The sequence below is a fragment of the Deinococcus seoulensis genome, assembly GCF_014648115.1.
GTDB classification, from domain to species: domain Bacteria; phylum Deinococcota; class Deinococci; order Deinococcales; family Deinococcaceae; genus Deinococcus; species Deinococcus seoulensis.
Genome location: NZ_BMQM01000053.1, coordinates 1 through 17,666, shown reverse-complemented (window position 1 = coordinate 17,666; position 17,666 = coordinate 1). Strand labels below are relative to the sequence as shown.

At 65.2% G+C, this 17,666-nt stretch carries 16 protein-coding genes; 2 read left to right on the top strand and 14 right to left on the bottom strand.

Annotation, left to right across the window (positions count from 1 at the left end; translation table 11 throughout):
* Nucleotides 1-245: 245 nt before the first annotated feature.
* From IEY70_RS20040 to IEY70_RS20000, 9 genes are all read right to left on the bottom strand, one after another.
* Nucleotides 246-1,082: a hypothetical protein gene (locus IEY70_RS20040; RefSeq protein ID WP_189066794.1), complete on the bottom strand. Its 837-nt coding sequence runs from the start codon at nt 1,080-1,082 to the stop codon at nt 246-248.
* Between the two features lie 184 nt (nt 1,083-1,266).
* Nucleotides 1,267-2,172, bottom strand: a complete 906-nt coding sequence (locus IEY70_RS20035; protein ID WP_229778115.1) for a carbohydrate kinase family protein — start codon at nt 2,170-2,172, stop codon at nt 1,267-1,269.
* Nucleotides 2,169-3,011: a PIG-L deacetylase family protein gene (locus IEY70_RS20030; RefSeq protein ID WP_189066793.1), complete on the bottom strand. Its 843-nt coding sequence runs from the start codon at nt 3,009-3,011 to the stop codon at nt 2,169-2,171. Before IEY70_RS20030 ends, IEY70_RS20035 begins: the two co-directional genes overlap by 4 nt.
* 1 nt (nt 3,012) lies before the next feature.
* The gene (locus IEY70_RS20025) at nt 3,013-3,885 is read right to left on the bottom strand and encodes a carbohydrate ABC transporter permease (RefSeq protein ID WP_229778114.1); all 873 of its coding nucleotides are present in this window, start codon (nt 3,883-3,885) and stop codon (nt 3,013-3,015) included.
* Nucleotides 3,886-3,925: 40 nt separating this feature from the next.
* Entirely contained in the window at nt 3,926-4,861 is a 936-nt protein-coding gene (locus IEY70_RS20020) for a carbohydrate ABC transporter permease (protein WP_229778113.1), read from the bottom strand.
* A complete protein-coding gene (locus tag IEY70_RS20015) occupies nt 4,845-6,086 on the bottom strand; it encodes an extracellular solute-binding protein (protein WP_189066792.1) in 1,242 nt (413 codons plus the stop codon). The genes IEY70_RS20020 and IEY70_RS20015 overlap by 17 nt, the downstream gene beginning before the upstream one ends.
* Before the next feature lie 53 nt (nt 6,087-6,139).
* The gene (locus IEY70_RS20010; protein ID WP_189066791.1) at nt 6,140-8,416 is read right to left on the bottom strand and encodes a PIG-L family deacetylase; all 2,277 of its coding nucleotides are present in this window, start codon (nt 8,414-8,416) and stop codon (nt 6,140-6,142) included.
* Nucleotides 8,413-9,927, bottom strand: coding sequence for an argininosuccinate lyase (locus IEY70_RS20005; protein ID WP_229778112.1), 1,515 nt, complete (start codon nt 9,925-9,927; stop codon nt 8,413-8,415). Before IEY70_RS20005 ends, IEY70_RS20010 begins: the two co-directional genes overlap by 4 nt.
* On the bottom strand, nt 9,848-10,888 hold the full coding sequence (locus IEY70_RS20000; protein ID WP_189066790.1) for an ROK family transcriptional regulator: 1,041 nt from the start codon (nt 10,886-10,888) through the stop codon (nt 9,848-9,850). The genes IEY70_RS20005 and IEY70_RS20000 overlap by 80 nt, the downstream gene beginning before the upstream one ends.
* A 318-nt stretch (nt 10,889-11,206) precedes the next feature.
* Here IEY70_RS20000 and IEY70_RS19995 point away from each other — a divergent pair, with 318 nt between their 5' ends.
* Together IEY70_RS19995 and IEY70_RS19990 are read left to right on the top strand one after the other, a co-directional pair.
* Entirely contained in the window at nt 11,207-11,521 is a 315-nt protein-coding gene (locus IEY70_RS19995) for a hypothetical protein (RefSeq protein ID WP_229778110.1), read from the top strand.
* Between the two features lie 146 nt (nt 11,522-11,667).
* Nucleotides 11,668-12,093, top strand: a complete 426-nt coding sequence (locus IEY70_RS19990) for a hypothetical protein (RefSeq protein WP_189066789.1) — start codon at nt 11,668-11,670, stop codon at nt 12,091-12,093.
* 295 nt (nt 12,094-12,388) lie between these two features.
* Here IEY70_RS19990 and IEY70_RS19985 read toward each other — a convergent pair whose 3' ends face one another.
* From IEY70_RS19985 to IEY70_RS21175, 5 genes are all read right to left on the bottom strand, one after another.
* Nucleotides 12,389-12,724, bottom strand: a complete 336-nt coding sequence (locus IEY70_RS19985; RefSeq protein WP_189066788.1) for a type II toxin-antitoxin system PemK/MazF family toxin — start codon at nt 12,722-12,724, stop codon at nt 12,389-12,391.
* A complete protein-coding gene (locus IEY70_RS19980; RefSeq protein WP_189066787.1) occupies nt 12,721-12,966 on the bottom strand; it encodes a hypothetical protein in 246 nt (81 codons plus the stop codon). Before IEY70_RS19980 ends, IEY70_RS19985 begins: the two co-directional genes overlap by 4 nt.
* Before the next feature lie 429 nt (nt 12,967-13,395).
* Entirely contained in the window at nt 13,396-15,036 is a 1,641-nt protein-coding gene (locus IEY70_RS19975) for an MBL fold metallo-hydrolase (protein WP_189066786.1), read from the bottom strand.
* A 278-nt stretch (nt 15,037-15,314) separates the two neighbouring features.
* Nucleotides 15,315-15,758 carry a hypothetical protein gene (locus IEY70_RS19970; RefSeq protein WP_189066785.1) on the bottom strand — a complete coding sequence of 148 codons (444 nt, stop codon included), beginning with the start codon at nt 15,756-15,758 and terminating at the stop codon, nt 15,315-15,317.
* Between the two features lie 64 nt (nt 15,759-15,822).
* Nucleotides 15,823-17,666: eCIS core domain-containing protein (locus tag IEY70_RS21175; protein ID WP_229778109.1), on the bottom strand; the 1,844-nt coding region annotated here is incomplete at its 5' end.

The window sequence follows — 17,666 nt, the reverse complement described above, 5'->3', positions numbered from 1 at the left end:
AGAGGGGCGGTCAGAGGGATCTGTTTGATGCCGCAACTATAATCTATTTAATCGGAGTCCGTATCAGGTGCTGGCCCCCGGACTCCGCATTTCTTGTTGCCGAGTGGTGATGATCCGCCTCACCCAACAGCGGTTTTCGAATTCGCCAACAGAGTCTAGCGCCAGCCAACTACCTCACTCGTCGTTAGGCTATCGGTCGCCGACGGCCTTCGAGGAGCAGGCCCCCGTCCCGAACTGAGGCTCCACTAAACCCTTGACAGATCACCAGTCACAGGTGGGCGCGGATGTTCCACCTCTACTCCCGCCAGAAGCCGGTCGAGTTCCCGGGTCAGTCCGGCCGGGACTGGAGTGTGGACGCGCAGCCAGTTCAGGATGGCCTGCGCCGCCGCCCGCGTGTGCCCGTAGCCGGGCATCATGGCTGCGAAGTCGGGTGCCAACGCGGGGAAGCGCACCTCCGCCCGGCGTTCCGGCGCGAACGGGTCCCGCTGACCAGCCTCCCCCTCGAACAGCAGGGACGCGACGCTCAGCACGCGGTCCACCGCGTACCCCTGCACGAAGCGCTGGGCGCTGAGCTTCTCCCCCCGCGCTTCCCGGTGCAGCCCCACCAGGAGGTTCGTCAGCGCCTCGTTCACCTGCCAGTCCAGTGAGGCCGGGTCCAGTGAGGCGGATGCCGGTGCGGGTCGCTCGCGCAGCGCGAGGACGGGCTGGCCGGGGCGGGCCCAGATGACCCGGCCGCCCGCGCAGGTCGCGTCGCTGAGTTCATCGGGCGTGAACACGGCGTACTCGGCGAGGATGCCGTCCTCGAACAGGGCCTTGCGGCCGTCCGCGGTGTTCTGGAAGTGAAAGGCGAGCGGCGCGGCCTGCTCCAGCCAGTGCACGCTCTGCACGTACTCGGTCTTCCAGGCGGGTTCGACCACGACGAAGAAGTCCAGGTCGGAGTGCGCGTCCAGGCGGCCCAGGTCCGCCCCGACCGAGCCCAGACCCAGGAGCAGCAGCGTGCCGGAGCGGCTTTCCAGCGCGGCCGCAATGCCGTCCAGGCGGCCGAGGAGGAGGTCGGGCGTGATCCGGCGCGGCGAGGGCATGCCGACACTCTATCCACGTGAGCGGGCCGTGATCCCGCCCCTGCCCAGCAGAGTCTGCCCCGATCGATTGGTGGGTAACGACCGTGCAATCGGAGCGGGCGCGACTCATTGAACTTCCTGATGGAGGGAAGCGAAGCGGTCCTGTGGGCGCAAGGCTGAACGGCAGTGTCCCGGTGCGTACCGATCAGCGGAACTGGCGGGGTTCGGTCGAGATGGCCCGGGAGGCCACCTGTACAGCGGCGTGCAGGGCGTCTTCCAGGCCCGCTCCATGCAGGGTGGCGTGCAGGTACGCGGCGTTCCAGGTGTCTCCGGCGCCCACGCTGTCGATGACGTGGACGGTAGGGGCACCGGCGGCGTACTCCTGCCCGCCTTGACGGGCCACGGCCCCCCTGGGTCCGCATTTGATAACCACGACTCCCTGCGGGTGCAGGTGCGTGGCGAGGTGCCGAGCGGCGTCCTGCGGGGTGGAGAGGCCGGTCAGGTGCGTAGCTTCCAGTTCGTTGATCAGCAGATGCTGCACGCTGGGAAGCCAGTTCAGGATTTCGGCGCGGAGGTCTGGTGTGAAGCCCCCGTCGGGCCATCCGAAGTCGAGCGCGGCGGCGGTTCCCTGCGCGTTCAGGCGGGCCAGCAGGGCCGGGTATTCCTGGCGGAGCCGTGGGGTCAGGAATGCTCCGGCCAGCAGGGCGGCGCGGGCCGGTGGCAGGTGCGGGGCGAGGTCAGGCCAGCCGAGGTTCTGCAGGTGGCCGAGGTACGTGACGAAACTGCGCTCGCTGCCTGGATGACTGAACGCGGCCGTCACTGAGGTCGGCGAGGCGCTGCCGAGCCAGTGGACAGCGTGGGCCGGGAATTGCGTGCGCAGCCACGTCCCGGCGAGGTCGTCGCCCACGGAGGTGAGCGTCAGGGCGTCCGTTCCAAGGGCGTGACAGGCGAGGGCCGCGTTGCCGGCGTTGCCGCCCACCCTCCAGCGCAGGTGCGGCACCAGCACCTCCTCACCTTCGGCCGGCCACTGCGCGAGGGGGCCCATGATCAGGTCCACGTTCACGTTGCCGAGAATGACCAGGTCCGGGTGATGCCGGCCGGGCGGAGTCACGGCGCTCCTGCGCTGATGGAGTGAAAGCGGACGTTCAGTCCGCTGAACAGGTCGCTGACAGGGTAGTCGGGGAGGGGAGAGCGCAGGCCTCCCAGGCTGAAGGTCTCCTGTTCGAGAAGCGGCTGGAGTTGCGCGCTGCTGAGCGTGCCGAGTGTGCTGAGGGGGCCGGTCTGACTGCGGTGGGCGCGCAGCGCGGCGAGTTTCTGCGCGGCGTGGGCGCGCACGTCAATGCACGCGGCGACCGTGCAGGGGCTCACGGCGTAGATGTCGGGATTCAGGCCGTTCAGGACGCCCAGGCCCGCGCCGCGCTGCTCGCTTTGCAGGCGCCGCATCTCCTCGTGGGTCTGCGCGGCGTAGTACAGGCGCTGCACAGGCACACCGTGATTTCCGGCGCGGCTGAACGCGGCCGTGGCGGCGCGGTGGGCCACGAGGTGGTCCGGATGGCCGTACATGCCGTGCGGGTCGAAGGTCAGCATCACCTGCGGGGTCACGCGGCGGATGACCTCCAGAATGCGGGCCTCGATGTCCAGTGGATCGGCATTGATGCTGGCCAGTGGGTCGCCCTGGCGCAGGCGGTCGCCGCGTCCGCTGTCGTGGTAGCCCAGGAAGACCGGTGGGTGAATGCCGAGGTGCGCGCAGGCTTCCTGGAGTTCCTGTTCCCGCTGCGCGCCCATGTCGGTGACTGTCAGGGTGGGGTCGGTGTTGCGTCCGACCTCACCGCGCGTGAGGCAGATCAGGGTCACGTCCGCGCCCTGCGCGGCGGCGCGCGCGAGGGTGCCGCCGCAGCGCAGGGCCTCGTCGTCCGGGTGGGCCAGCACGGCCAGCAGGGAGGCCTGCATGTCAGCCCTTGAGTCCGGTCAGGACGATGCCGTCGATGATCTGCTTCTGGAAGATGGCGAATACGATCAGGACCGGGATCACGGCGAGACTGCTGGCCGCCATGATCAGCCCCCATTGCGTTCCGGCTTCTCCGTTGAATAGGGCCGTGCCGACCGGCAGCGTGCGGAACTGGGGTTGCTGGATCACGATCAGTGGCCACAGGAACGCGTTCCAGTTCCCGAGGAACGTGAAGATGCCCAGGCTGGCCAGCGCGGGGCGAACGAGCGGCATGGCAATCCGCCAGAAGATCCCGAATTCTCCCATGCCGTCGATGCGGGCCGCTTCGAGCAGGTCGGTGGGGAGGCTCTCGAAGAACTGCCGCATCAGGAACACGCCGAACGCGCTGATCAGGCCGGGGAACATGATCGCGAAGTACGCGCCGGGCACGCTTCGGGTCAACTGAAGGTCACTGACGCCCACAAACCACGGAATGACGAGCATCTCGGTCGGGATCATCAGGGTCGAGAGGATCAGCAGGAAGATCAGGTTCTTGCCCGGAAAGTCGAATTTGGCCAGGGTGTACCCGACCAGCGAGTCGAAGAACAGCACGCTGAGGGTCGTGATTCCGGCGACCAGCAGGCTGTTCCCGAACCACACCAGGAACTTGGTCTGTGTCAGCACCTGTGAGTAGTTGTCGAGCGTGGGCTGCTGCGGCAGGAACGACAGGTTGAACAGCTCCTGGAAGCCCTTGAGGCTGGTCAGCAGCATCCACGCGAACGGGAACAGCGTCACGATGACGCCCACGGTCAGCCCGGCGTAGATCAGGGCTGTGCCCACGTTCATGCGGCGCGGGCCAGTGGGGACGTGGGGTTGGGGGTCGGTGAGGGACGTCACGCGCCCTCCGGCTGTGCGGGTGCGCCTGTGGGGGTCCGGGTCATACGTCGTACCTCCGGGTCAGGAATTTCAGTTGAATGACGGTGATCAGGAGGATGATCACGAACAGCACGACGGTCACGGCGGAGGCGTACCCCATCTGGAACCGGCCGAACGCCAGCTGGTAGATGTACAGCGCGACGGTCATGGTGCTGCCCAGCGGGCCGCCCTGATCGGTGAAGTTCAGGTTCACGACCTGCGTGAACAGTTGCAGGTAGGAGATGGTGCCGGTCACGACACTGAAGACCATGGTCGGGTTCAGCAGCGGCAGCGTGATGCTGCGGAACGCCTGCAGGCCGGTCGCGCCGTCGATCTCAGCCGCCTCGTAGAACGTGCGGGGAATGGCGGCCAGTCCGGCGAGGAACAGCACGATCTGGAAGCCCAGGTTCTGCCAGACGATCAGCGCGGCCGTGGTGCCCAGCGCCTGCGAGGGGGACGTCAGGAACGCCTGCGGGGGAATGTGCAGCCAGGTCAGGAAGGTGTTCACCGGCCCGAACTGCGGACTGAACAGCCACTGCCATACCCAGGCGGCCGCGACGATCGGCGTCACGTACGGCGCGAAGTACAGCGCGCGGTACAGGCCCCGCAGGACCGTCACCCGGCCCAGCATCAGCGCCACAGCGAGCCCCAGCGCGATCTGTGCGGGCACGCCGATCACTGTGTACAGCGCCGTGTTCTTCAGGGCGCCCAGGAAGCGGTCGTCCTGCGCGAGTCGCGCGTAGTTCTCCAGGCCCACGAACGGCTGGACTTCTTTCAGGATGTTCCAGTCGAACAGGCTCATGCGCAGCGCCATCAGGGTTGGCAGGAACCGGACGATCAGGAAGAACAGCAGCGGCAACCCGAGAAACAGGTACGCGGTGCGGGTCTGCTGGCGTTTCATGGACCCGGCGGCCCGCCTGGGCGGGCGGGCCTGGGCGGATTTACTTGTAATACTCATTCAGGATCTTCTGCTCGTCCGTGGCGGCGCGCTTGATGGCGCTGGCGGGCGTGGCTCCCTGCAGGATCACGGTGTTGATGGCGTCCACCCAGGCCTTGCGCTGCCCGGCCTCATCCACGAACAGCGTGGAGTGCGCGAACGGCAGGGACGCCACGAACGGGCCGTACACGGGGTCCCGGCGCAGGGTGGCGTCGCTGGAGAGTTTCTTCCCGGCAGGAATCTCGCCGACGTTCTCCAGCCAGGTGCGCTGCGTCTCGGCGCTGGTCAGGAACTTCAGGAATTTCACGGAGGCGGCCAGCTTGTCGCCCTTGGCGTTCTTGGTGATGCCGTTCACCCAGTACGAACCGAAGTTGCTGCGGACGCTGCTGCCTTTGAACGTCGGGAGGGTCATGACACCCCAGTTGAACTTGGCGCCTTTCTGAATGGTGGCCACCGCGAAGGATCCGTCGATGATCATGCCGACCTTCCCGGCGATGAAAGCGTCACGGTAGCTGTTGTTACCCGGGAAGAAGTTCGGCGTGCCGAGCTTGTACTTGGTGTACAGGTCAGTGTAGAAGGTCATGGCTTTCAACCCGGCGGCGCTGTCGTACGTGACGGTCTTCCCGTCGGCGCTGTACGGTGAGCCGCCGTACTGCCGGACGAGGACTTCGCGCAGCATGTGGTAGTCCTGCCCGTCCGGCTGGATGCCGAAGCCCAGCTGCGTGAAGCGGGGCGGGGCGCCCTTGACGATCTTCTGTGATGCAGCGATGAAATCCTCCCAGGTGCGGGGCGGAGTCAGGACGCCAGACGCCTTGAACAGGTCCTTGTTGTAGAAGACGGCCAGCGTGCGGACGCTGGTCGGCAGCGCGTAGTACTTCCCGCCGATCTTGCTGGTCTTGATCATGGGCACGAAGTCCCGTTCGATGGCGGCGGTCGGGAAGTCCTTGGCAGGCAGGGGCTGCAGGTAGCCGCTGTCCACGTACTGCGGCAACCAGCCGTAGAACATGTTCACCACGTCCGGTCCCTGTCCTGCGGGAACGCTTGAGGCGACTTTCTGGTTGTACGCGTCGTATGGGAAGGTCTCCTGCTTGATCTTGATGTCGGGGTTCTGCGCCTCGAACTTCTTGATCAGGTCGTTCATGGTGCTGACCTTGCTGGCGTAGTCGTACTGCCAGTACGTCAGGGTGACGGGCGCGGCGGACGCGGTGACGGTCAGGGCCAGGGCCAGCGTGACGAGGTGTTTCATGGGTCTCTCCTTGCAGTGAGTGAATGGGGGCTGGTGTGGGGAGGGAGCGGCGCTCAGCGGCCCAGGGTCACGCGGGGCCACAGGTACGGCACGGCCTGCTTGCCGCCCCAGCTGAACGACGCCCAGGCCAGGCCGCTCTGGCTGATGTTGGCTCCGGGGCGAGCGTCGGCCGTGTCGCCGTCGTACATCACGATGTTTAGTCCCAGGGTGTCTCCTTCTTTCGGCTGGGTGGGCATGGCGGCCCACGGAATCCGGAATTCGATGTCGTAGCCGCCGTCTACCCGGCGGGAGGCGACCTGCATGCCGGGCGCGGTGGTTTCCATGGGGCCCTGCCGGGCGTCCGCGTCGCGGAAGCCGCGCGCACCGAACCCGGCAGTGGTGCACGGGAACGCGGCGGCCATCAGGGTGGTGGACGTGTCGCGGCTGTTCCCACCCGGATCCACGGTGATGCCGATGGCGTCCGAGCGCAGCTGCGCCTTGACGTCGTCCGGGGCGATGTTGCAGGCCACCAGTTCGTCTTTCACGCTCAGTCCGGCGTACAGGTAACCGTCGTCGTACGCGAGCTTGAAGCTGGCGCTGGCATCAGCGGGACCGTCTGGCTGGGTTCGCCACCACAGGTCGGCTGGGCCGATGGCGCTTCCCGCCGCCGCTGCAATGTCGCTCAGGTCCCCGTCAATGACGGGCGGGGTGCTCAGGCGGCCGATGGTCAGGCTGGGCAGCAGGTAGGCGCTGGCCGAGTCGCTGAACGTTCCGGCCGTAAGGCTCAGGGGCAGCAGCGCACTCTGACGCCCGGCGGGCAGCGCGGCGGCCGTGGCGGTCAGGGTCACGGTCAATTCCTGACTCTCGCCGGGCTTGAGGGTGTACGTGGGCAGCGGCCCGGAGGTGATGCCGGCCGGCAGCGTGAGCGACAGGGACCCGCTGGCCGGCGCGGCGGTACGGTTGGTGACGGTCACGCGGACCGGGGTGGGCGTGCCCAGTACCAGTGGCAGACGGGTGGGCAGGTTCCCGGCCACCCACTCGGTGCCGGTCTCACGGGCGAACGCCTGGTACCCGGCAATGTCGAATGTGGGCGTGAACTGCGCCACGACCGCCGGGACAGGCCGCACGGAGGTGGCGGCGCGGCCCGTGATGGGCTGTCCGGTCTGCTGGGCGGCGTACCGGACCGTGAGCGTGGTCCGGTCGGCGGGCGCACCGGCGGGCGCTGTCACCTGCACGGTCTCGGTAACCGTTTCGCCAGCGCGGACGGTGCGTGGGGCGGCCGCGCCGCTGACCTGCCAGCCATCCGGTGCACTCACGGTCAATGTCAACCCGGTCAGGTCAGTGGTGCCGGCGTTGGTGAAGGTGACGGTCACGTCCGAGGGTTGTTCCCGTCCGATGTCATAACTGGCGGGCCGAGCACTGAGGCGCACGCTGGCGGGACTGCCGGTCTGCGCCGTGAACACGCCGTCGAGCAGTGACATTTCCTTCTCGGGCGTCGGAACGCGGCTGCCGACCAGCATGAATCTCTCGGGGCCGGCGCTGCGGGCCGGAAGCGTATTGGTCGTGTCCCAGCCCTGGCTGCGGTAATTGAACTGCGCCACGCTCTTCAGGTCTGCGTACCGCAGGCGGGCGCTGCGCGAGACGTCGTCGGTTGGCACGGCGACCGTGGCCGCCTCGGCCGTGGGCGGGTAGTAGTACAGCTTCAGCGGCGTGAACGGCTTGATGCCCTCGGCGGCCAGTTCCGGGCAGTACCCGCTGTCCCCGGCCGAGTTGAAGGCCAGGGTCGCGGCGCGGGCCGCCATCTGATGCTGCCCGTGCGTGCCTGGGCCGGGCCACATGGTGACGATCACCTCGGGTCGGCGTAGCCGCACCAGGCGGACCACGTCACACACGAACTGCTGCCCGCCCCACTTCTGCTGGGTTTCCTCGGCGGACAACGTGAAGTAGAAGTCCTGCAGGCCCAGGAAGTGCGGACTGTCAACGCCCAGCAGGCTCAGCGAGCGGCGCTCCTCCTCCTGCCGGATCAGGCCCAGCGCGCGGCCCGTCTCGGGACCGGTCGCGTTCCCGCCGCCCTCACCGCCGGTCAGGGTGATCACCGTGGCCTTCAGGCCGCCGTCCAGCACGTACCGGGCGAAGGTACCCGACACGCCGCCGTCGTCGTCCGGGTGCGCGCCGATGAACATCAGGTCCACGTCCATCAGGTCCACGCCGCTGACGGTCGCGCCGTAACTGCCCGGCCCGGTCTGCGCGTCGGCCACGCCCAGCGCCATACTCAGCGCCAGCGTGCACAGAGCAGTTAGTCCGGCCCGGCGACCCGGAATGGTGAGGTGTCTGCTGCGTTTCGTGATCATGCGGTGCCTCCATGTGCAGGGGGTCCTGCCGGAAGAGCGGGCTCTCCGTGCAGGTGGGTGCGGGCGTCCATGAACCGGCGGGTAAGCTGGGCGTGCTGCGCGGCGTCGGCTTCGAGGCGGCCGGCCGCCTGCTGGAGTTGAGGATTCATGACCTGCGGAGCGGGCCCGCCCAGGGTGGTGCGCCGCGCAATGAACGCGGCCGGGTCGAGCGCGCCGCGCAACTCGTCCTCGGTGATCGTCACGCCCACCTCACGCAGGTCCCCAAGTGTCACGCCACTGAGGGTGCGCCCCTGCGCGTGCAGCGCCGCCAGCAGTCGCTTGATCCGGGCGTGCGCGTCCCGGAACCCGTCACCGGTCTGGCGGGTGATGGCGTCCGCGAGTTCCGTCACGACCGACTCTCCCTGACGCGCCTCGAACAACCAGGCGTTCCGGTCTATGGTCGGGGCGGTCAGGGACGCCGTGAGCAGTTCGACGCCCTCCCTGAACTCCTGCCACATGCTGTGCAGCGACGGCTGCATGTCCGGGCCCGGATCGTTGATGTCCCCGAACGGCACGTTATGACTGCTGAGAATCACGCTCTGGGTCATGCCGATGGCCTTGCTGAACTTCGTGCGGGCGTGCTCGAGCGCCACCGGGTTGCGTTTCTGCGGCATGACGCTGCTGCCCTGCACCAGACCGTCCTCCAGGGAGATCAGTCCGCGTGACGCCCAGAACAGCAGGTCGTGGAGTACCCGCGAGAGCGTGGTCGAGGCGATGGTGATGGTGCTCGCCACCTCCACCTGCCAGTCGCTGGCGCTGACCGCGTCGTAGGTGTTCTCCAGCGGTCCGTCGAACGCCAGCAGCTGGGCGGTGCGTTCCCGGTCGATCGGGAAGCTGGTGCCGCCCAGTGCCACGGCACCCATCGGGCTGAGGTTCAGGCGACCCAGTGCGCCGAACATCCGCCGCGTGTCGCGCGCCAGGTTGTTCTCCACGGCACCCAGGTAGTGCGCCAGGGTCGTCGGTTGTGCCGGCTGATGATGCGTGTACGCCACGATCACCGTGTCGACCTCACGCTCCGCCAGGGCCAGCAGGGTGCGCCTCAGGTTCAGGACACGGGCCAGGGCCCGCATCAGCCTCAGGCGGGCGCTGAGCCGGTAGATGGTCATGTCGAGGTCGTTGCGGGACAGCGCGGTGCGCAGCGCCCCGGCCGCTGCCGGATCACGCTGCAGCAGCGCCTGATCCAGCGTGAAGAACACGTCCTCGATCCGCGGATCGTACGGCGGGAACGGCTGTTCACGCAGGGACCGCAGGTGCGCGGCAGCGGCGGCAGCATGCGCGACTCCGCAACCGTCGAGCATCAGGGCGTGCGCGGTGAGAGCGTCGAACAGGTGCGGCAACAGATGCTCGGTCGCGTAACTGTAATCAGGTTGCAGCACCGCCCTCAGGTAGATGTCATGCCACATGTTCGTCTCCTCCGTCCGGTCCGGCTTGGCCGGCACTGGCGTCAGCCGCTGCGTGATGCGGGCGGTCAAGCAGTTCCTGCCGGTAACGCTGGACGGCGCACAGGGCCGCCCCGCCGAGCGCCGCGCCCGCCACGTCCTGCTCACGGGCGACGGTCACGCCCGGCGGCAACAGGGGGCCGAGCAGTTCCTCGAGCGCCTCACAGCGCTCTGCCTCCAGGCCCAGAACCACCTGTTCAAGGTCCAGCGCGTGGCACAGACCTGCCAGCGTGAAAGCGGTTGCGGTCAGGCGCTGCCCGGCCGGCAGTTGCTCCAGGACTTCAGGTGCGGTCGTCTGCGGCCAGGGGGCCCGGCCCAGTTCCCCGGCGCGGCCCTGCACGCCCCTGTACAGCGTGCCGCCCAGGATCAGGCCCATGCCGGTTCCGCTGGACCGTTCGACGAGCACGGCCACGTGCGTCAGGCCGGGTGTGCGTCCGTGCACCGCCAGGCTCACCAGGTTCGCGTCGTTCTCGAACCACACCGTGATTCCGCTTGCCTGGAGGGCGTCCACGTCCAAGGTGGGGACAGCGCTCGGTTCCCCGACTCGGCCTTCTGCACTCACGGGGGCGGGCAGACCGATCAGAACGGCGCGCAGTGGACCGAACCGGCAGTCCTGACGGACCTGCTCGATCAGGCCCAGGGTCGCCTCGGTGATGCCTACAGTACCGACCGGTTGCTGAAGGCTGACCGCCGGCTGACGGGCAAGACCGAGAATCTGGGCAGACAGCAGGTCGGGTTGCACGTCGAGGGCCATGACCGTCCCCAGTTTCGGCGCCACTTGCACGTACTGCGCGGCGCGTCCAGGGGCCTGCTGCGGGGCAGGCGTGAGTTGCACCGTGCACTCGCCTTGCAACTGCCTGACGACGGCGTTCACGGTGACTTGCGACAGCCCGGTGAGCTGGGCCAACTGCGGTCGGGTCATGCCTTCGTGATTGAAGATCAGTTCGAGAATCTGTCGGCGATTATGACGCCGCAGAGCGTGTGGCTGGCTCATGCATCCCCCGATTTAAGAAACTTTATGAACTTCCGCTACCGTATACCTTGAGCGGTTTTTTTAGAAGTCATCCGATTTAAATAAAGACAGTCTCTAGAATAGATTAAGGAATTGGTTAATTCCATTAATTTGACCCGTGTTAAAGGAATTAACCAATCTGGCTTTAAGCGTTGATACACCCATTACTCCCAGCTCAGCAACAGGCAAATTGCTTCTAATTACATCTGGAAAGCAAAAAGGCAATCAAGTACCCCTCAGCTGTGATTAGGGCCCTTTCTAGTGCCCGGGCAGAAGCCGGTCACTCCCGCCCTACTGTCCATGGGCACTGGGGCGACCAAGAAGGATCTCTTCGAGATCATCCGTCGTCAGCTCGATCAGATCGACGGGCTGACCGCCGAGAACAAGGCCCTCAAAGCGGACATCGCCCGCATGAAGAAGCGCATCGAGGAACTCGAACGGCGGGAACGCAAGTACGCCGCCCCCTTCAGTCGGGAGAAACGCACCGCCGATCCCAAGTCACCAGAACGCCGTCCTAGTGAAGGCACCTTCGCCCACAAAGCCCCGTCCGTCTCGGCAGCTGATACGACTCCGATTGAATGGCTTGCAGGCCACCGGGTCCGAGCGGACTCGTAGAGCCGCGCAGCAGAGCGAGGAGGAACCGGATGTGGAGTGGGCAACCCGGTGTGGGGGCGAATTGTTAGCGAAGCAGACGGAACCCGTAGTGCACCCCACCTCCCCCCTCCATTGCCGTACGGGCCAGCAGAGCCACATAGTGGCCAATGAGACTAAAATTTAGCCTTTTCCTGATTGCGGCCCTGCTCGTCCCGACCGCTCTCGCTTCCGACTTCGTCACCAAATCCAACATGACCGGCTTCCAGCTCCCCAAGGGAGCCCTTGAACTGACCGACGAGGACTTCTCCGACGAAATGGTCGGCCTGCTCGACGAGGTTGCCGACAACCTCAACGGAAAATGCAAGTACCACGAACTGCTGTACTGGGAAGGCAAACCAGCCGCCATTGCGAAGGACCTGAACGCAAAAATTCCCAAGACCTTCAAGTTCGAGTCGCTGGACACCGGAGACACTGAAGATGGTGGCGGCTACGAGCAGTTCGTTCTGAAAGACCCCAAGACCTGGTACGCCGGCGTCTGGATCCAGGGGGAGAAAGACGTCATCCTCGCGTGGTGCAGCGTCGTCAAGAAATAACCCGGACGACGGTCGCGATGAACCGCCCCTACCCTGGCCTGCGCTGAGGTGGGGGCGATGCTTGGTGGCCGGCGTGATGCCAGATCGAACACGTGGCGTCACACCCCAACACACACGTGAGGCACCCCGAACGGCGATCACTCCCTACACTGCCAGGGTGGAACTGTGGATGTCGCTCACCCTGCTGGGCAGCGGCTTCACCACCGTCCGGCCCCGACCGACTTTTAAGCGCTCTGCCTGAGCGCTGCGAACATACGGTCGGTGGCGCGGCCGCCGGGTGTGGGTGCAGTGGCTTTCAGGACAGCCCGAGGTGCGTCTTGAGTTTGCTGTCCAGCTCTGCCCTTTGCTCGCGGGTGAGGGCGCCGACGTAGCGGGTCAGGCGGGTGCGGTTGAGGCCACGCACGTAGTTCAGTTGAACGCGGCTCGTTTCGTTCAGGCCGCAGGTGCTGGCGGGGAGCAGCACGTCGAAGGGGTAGACGCGCTGGACGTTACTGGTGATGGGCGCGACGACGAGGTGGGGGAGGGTCTCGTTGGCGAGGTCGTTGGTGATGAGCACGGCGGGGCGGGTGCGGGCGGGTTCGCCGGGGACGCTGGGGTCGAAGTTGACGAGGTAGATGTCGCCGCGTTTCACTGCTGTTCGTCGCCCATGGGGAGGTTCAGCCACGCTTCAGCGTCGCGTTGCTCGTCGGGGTTCTGGGCGTAGTCGGCGGCGTACTGGGCGTACTGGGTGCGGAGTTCCTGTTCCTTGAGGGCGAGGGCGGCGGCCTCGATGACGGCGCTGAAGCTGGGGAGGTTGTGGGTGCGCTGGTAGGTCTCAAGGAAGGTGAGGGTGTCGTCGGGCATGACGACGTGCTTCCTATGCACACGAGTCATGGTCAATTATAAGCACACTGAAAGTGGGTAAAATGTCATGCGACGGGCGGCGTGCGAGGTCTGCATCCTAAAGAACGAATGTCATACGGACTGCCGTTTGTTTCGTTAACAACCTCAGGTGCCAGGGGATACTGAACAGCAGGACATGTCCCACACAGCTTTTTTGGAGATAGAGCTTGAGAAACGTTCTCCTTCAGGCGTATTCGGTGCCGGATGTTTGTCCAATAGCTAATGTGTGAAGTTGTGGTGCGTCACTTGAGATGGATAAGCTCGACGAAAGACTCCGACTGGCACGCAATTTTCTCAATCGGTGCCAAATGTGACGCAGCACGAATACCTAGCACCCGAGGTTGACAGGTGGCGTCAGTCATCGAGATTCCCCTGCGTTGCGTCAGGCCGGCCGCGCCTGGTGCATTGGGGCCAACGCACTCACGGTTGCCCGGCAGGCTCCGTCTCTTGCAGTGTGTCTGCCCCGTCCGCTTCCGCGTGATCGTGTTCTCGGAGTTTCATGCGGGTCAGCTTGCCGCGCAGCACCTCCAGCGTGTACTCCCCCTCACCGAACAGGTCACCATCCAGCCGGTCAGGCAACCGAATCATGACCTGATGACTGGCCGGGTCGTACCGCACCGTGACGGTCGTCCGGGCATGCCGCTCCTTGAGCGCCTCGAGTTTCCTCGGTGCGGTGCTGATGAACGCCCCGCGCCGCCGCCCACTGTCCCGCAGCGGCACCAGCTCACCCGCCGCCGGGAGAACCACGTCATGGCGGGTATCGAGGTACCCGGCCATGTTGGTCCGCGCCCGCTTCTCCCCGTGCGTCAGCAGCACCTTCCCCGGCGAGTACCGCGCGATCATCCCGAGCAGCCCGCCACGGTCCGCGTGCGCGGACAGGTAGAACCGTTCCACCCGGCTGTACGCCGGGACCGGCTCCAGGGCACCCTGCCCGTTCTGCAACATGACCTCCCCACCCTGCTGCAGTTCCAGCAGGCGCCGCCCCGGACTCTCGGCGTCCTGGTATCCGACGACGAACAGCGCGTTCTGCGCGTGCGGAAGCCACGCCCGCGCGTACTGCGGGCTGGCCCCGGCGTGCATCATCCCGCTCGACGCGATCACCACGCACGGTCGCTCCGAGGCGATGATGCCGTCCCGCTCCCGGCGGTCCCGGACGAGGTTGACCGTCCCGCTCAGGAAGGGGGCCTGCCGGCTGACCTTCGCGCGGTTCTGCAGGGGTTCGGGCAGGAGTGGAAGCATCGCCTCGTACGCTTCCGTAACGCTGCGCGTGAGCCCGTCGAGATGCACCGGCACGGACGGAATGAGTCCGCCTGCCATGGCCGTCTGCAGGATCTGCGTGATCTCCTGCGCCCGGCCCAGCGCGAACGACGGAATCAGGACCCGCCCACCCCCGCGGATGGTCTCCCCGATGGCCGTGACGAACGTCCGCACCTGCTCCTTGCGGGCGGGGAGGAGCGTGTCACCGTACGTGCTCTCGCTGACGACCGCGTCCACGGGCGTGACGGCCGCCGGGAGCCACGCGGCGTCCACGACGGGCGTGGCGACATTGCTGACGTCCCCGGTGTGGAAGACGCTGCGGGCGCCGCTCTCGATCAGGACGCTCGCCGCGCCGAGCAGGTGCCCGCTGGGCAGCAGCGTGAACGCGAAACCGTGATCGCTGACCCGCGTGAAGTACGGTACGGGCCGCAGGCGTTCCAGGGTGCGCTTCATCTCACCGGCGGAGAACAGCGGGTACCCCTGCGAGGTCGAGACTTTCAGCGTGTCGCCCAGCACCAGCGCGGCGATGCGGGCGGTCGCTTCCGTGCAGTAGATGGGGAGGTTCGGGAAGCGGCGGATGACGACGGGTAGCGCGCCCACGTGGTCGAGGTGCGCGTGGGTCAGGATCATCGCGGTGGGTGGATGCTCGGCGAGACGCTCGAGTTGGGGCAGGGCGGCCTCGCCGACGGAGCCGGGGCGGGCGCCAGCGTCGATCAGGAGGTTCCCTTCATGCAGGCGGTACAGGTAGGAGCTGGCCCCGACCTCGTCCGTGCCGCCCAGACCGAGAAAATGCAGTTCACTCACCGCCCCATTCTGCGCTGCTGGCGCCTCTCAGACGCGGGCTTCCGGCGCCTGTGCGCCTCTTTCTGAAAGCACCGCCCCTAGCGGAGAGCGCCCCGGATGATCTCGTCGAAGCGTCCGCGGTTCTGGCGGTCCCGGAGAGCGCTATCGCGTGCTGAGGGCGGATTACGGCTTCAGGCTGCCCGGATTTCACATGGTTCACAAGAGTGGCGGCTCAGCGGCTTTTCGTTTCCATACCTCAGATTGCTTCTGGAATGTACGCTGACGCGCCACCATCACGGCTACTCCGGTTTCGGGGTCTTCAAATCCGACAGGGCCTTCAACTGGTAAGGGCTCAACAATCCTGCCTCCACGATCTGCGTGAAGATGAACTGAATCACACTGAGGCGGTCAATATCATCTATGCCGTACCCATCCGGCTTGGTGACCAGATCAAGTGCATTGAGTTCCCCTTGAAAGAAAACATGCATCTCTCTGGGGATCAGGAAGGCGTGCGTGACGAAGGTTTCCAGAGTTTGCGGATCTGTTGTGCTCTTGGCGATATAGCTGATCTCACGCTGATTGGCGGGGAGCACCAAAAAACCGTATGGTAAACGGTTCAGCATTTCCTCAGATACACTGTCCAGACGTGAAGATTCCAGCTCATCCAGTTCTAGAAATGTGACGGTGAAGATGTCGTTGAGCGTGATGCTGCGGTAGGACACCTTCCGGCCCAGAAGGTCCATGGCCCACACCTCTACGGAGTATCTCGCGTTCCCTAACATGATGTTCCTTTGTCCGTTGTGTGTTCTACCTCAGACGCATTGTGTCAGCACCAGTCGATACCAGTGTCTGGAATTCATTGATCAGGTCTTGCAAATCAGGGAAGGCCGTATAGGCCCAATCCTGAAGCGCTGCATTGGATGCTGACCCTTTTGCGGAGCTGGTCTGCTCCCGAAATTGTTTCAGCCAGTGGGCGACCCCTTCGTAATGTTCAGCCAGGATGGCATCATCGGCACCAGCCAGCCGCAGGCGCTGATACTCCTTCAGCCGGACATGCGTCTCAGTCACGACATTTTGTGGATTCGAAAGTGTCGTGGACCGGTACAGAGCATCGTTCCCAAAAGACTTGAACCCGCCTTGGCGCGCTACGCCTGTATCGGTGAAAACTTCCCCTTTCAGGTTGACTACCAGCTGACGGATGTGATCGAGTTCATGCAGGACATCCAGAAAGCGCACGTCCGGCCCGAGATTGAGGACCTTCTCGACGCCCGTGACCTGCTTCTTGTCCTTTGGATCAATCAACCGTCGGTAGACGACGTGGGTGTGGTCACTCGTCCGAATCTGAAAGCCGTACCGGTCAAGTTCCGCTTTGACCGCACCAAATTGCGGGTGAAGGTGGTACTTCAAGGTGCCAACCTTGACCGCCTCCTGGTACCGAACACGATCAGCGGGAGGGTCAATGCCTTTGACCGCAGACGAAGCCATTTTCAAGCCTTGAGAGAGAAGTCCTGCTTCTTTCTGCAGCCTGGCTATGCCTAGCGCTCGTCCACGGTCTACCAGGGCTTTTGCCACGGGCCTGGTCGCTCCGAATTGCTGTCGTTGCTTCAGCCACACCAGAGAAGCGCTCTTCTCGGAGGTCGCGCTGATCGCTGTACCCAGTCTGCTCTTGGTGATCCATGCGGTCCCCTGTTTAAGGAGAAGAGCCCCGATCGCTAACAGCAGGCCATTACAGAAAATGACGATCCCAGTCGTCAGTGCTTCAGCGGCCTGTTTGATTTTCTGTGGGTTGCCGGCGGCCGCTTTGCTCAACTTGGTGAATTGCCGGACACTCCAGCCCAGTGAGTCCATCTGACTTTTCAGAACCGGCAAGAGAACGGCCAAGCCCCAGGCACCCAGGATCAGTTGACCGACTTCAAAGCCGAGCGCCGCTCCAGGAGCCGCACCGACTCCGCCGAAGAAGGCTCCTATGGCTGCGCCCACCGCCGTCGAAACCCCCAAAGTCAGGGCGATGTCCCGCACCATGATCTGGAGACCAGCGGTCAGGGTAGTAGGCATGTCTTTGAATTGCTGTTTCAGGCGAGCAGGTACCATCTGGACTGCTATCTGGGTAGCAGCGCCAGCATCTTCCCATGCCTGCCCAGTGCCTCCCAGTGATAGGGCGGTTTTGGTCTGTGAGTTGGAAAAAACAAGAGGGGTTTGGTACTGGCGCTGTACGGCCAGACCAGCACTGATCCTGGACATGGCAGGCGCGCGGCGTAGGGGCTCAGTAACGGGTTTCATCTGTGCCAATCTGCTTCCCATTGCCTGCGCCTCGGTTTCCAATCCAGCATCTGGATCGATTCCTTTGCCCACGCGCCCCTGGCTCTGCTGAACGGTGTGCGTGACTTCGTGCGCGAGGAGTTCCAGGCCGCTCTGCGTGTTCGGATTGAAGCGCCCCGCCTGGAAGAAGATGTCCGTGCCCGTCGTGAACGCGATGGCATTCACGCCCTTGGCCAGCTTGTCGGCCTCCGCGTCGTCGTGAATCCGCACGCGGCTCAGGTCGTGGTTCAGGCCCTGCTCCAGGTGACGCTGAATGGCTTCCGGGAGCGGGTTCCCAGCTCCCCTGCGCGCCTGGATGCGGGCCAGAACAGGCTGCGTCGCCTCGGCGTCCA

Coding starts and splice junctions, on each gene's coding strand:
- IEY70_RS19990 (WP_189066789.1), top strand. CDS start 11,668: ATGAGACTAAAATTTAGCCTTTTCCTGATTGCGGCCCTGCTCGTCCCG.
- IEY70_RS19980 (WP_189066787.1), bottom strand. CDS start 12,966: ATGACTCGTGTGCATAGGAAGCACGTCGTCATGCCCGACGACACCCTC.
- IEY70_RS19970 (WP_189066785.1), bottom strand. CDS start 15,758: ATGGACCTTCTGGGCCGGAAGGTGTCCTACCGCAGCATCACGCTCAAC.
- IEY70_RS19995 (WP_229778110.1), top strand. CDS start 11,207: ATGGGCACTGGGGCGACCAAGAAGGATCTCTTCGAGATCATCCGTCGT.
- IEY70_RS20030 (WP_189066793.1), bottom strand. CDS start 3,011: ATGCAGGCCTCCCTGCTGGCCGTGCTGGCCCACCCGGACGACGAGGCC.
- IEY70_RS20040 (WP_189066794.1), bottom strand. CDS start 1,082: ATGCCCTCGCCGCGCCGGATCACGCCCGACCTCCTCCTCGGCCGCCTG.
- IEY70_RS20010 (WP_189066791.1), bottom strand. CDS start 8,416: ATGATCACGAAACGCAGCAGACACCTCACCATTCCGGGTCGCCGGGCC.
- IEY70_RS20015 (WP_189066792.1), bottom strand. CDS start 6,086: ATGAAACACCTCGTCACGCTGGCCCTGGCCCTGACCGTCACCGCGTCC.
- IEY70_RS20000 (WP_189066790.1), bottom strand. CDS start 10,888: ATGAGCCAGCCACACGCTCTGCGGCGTCATAATCGCCGACAGATTCTC.
- IEY70_RS20020 (WP_229778113.1), bottom strand. CDS start 4,861: ATGAGTATTACAAGTAAATCCGCCCAGGCCCGCCCGCCCAGGCGGGCC.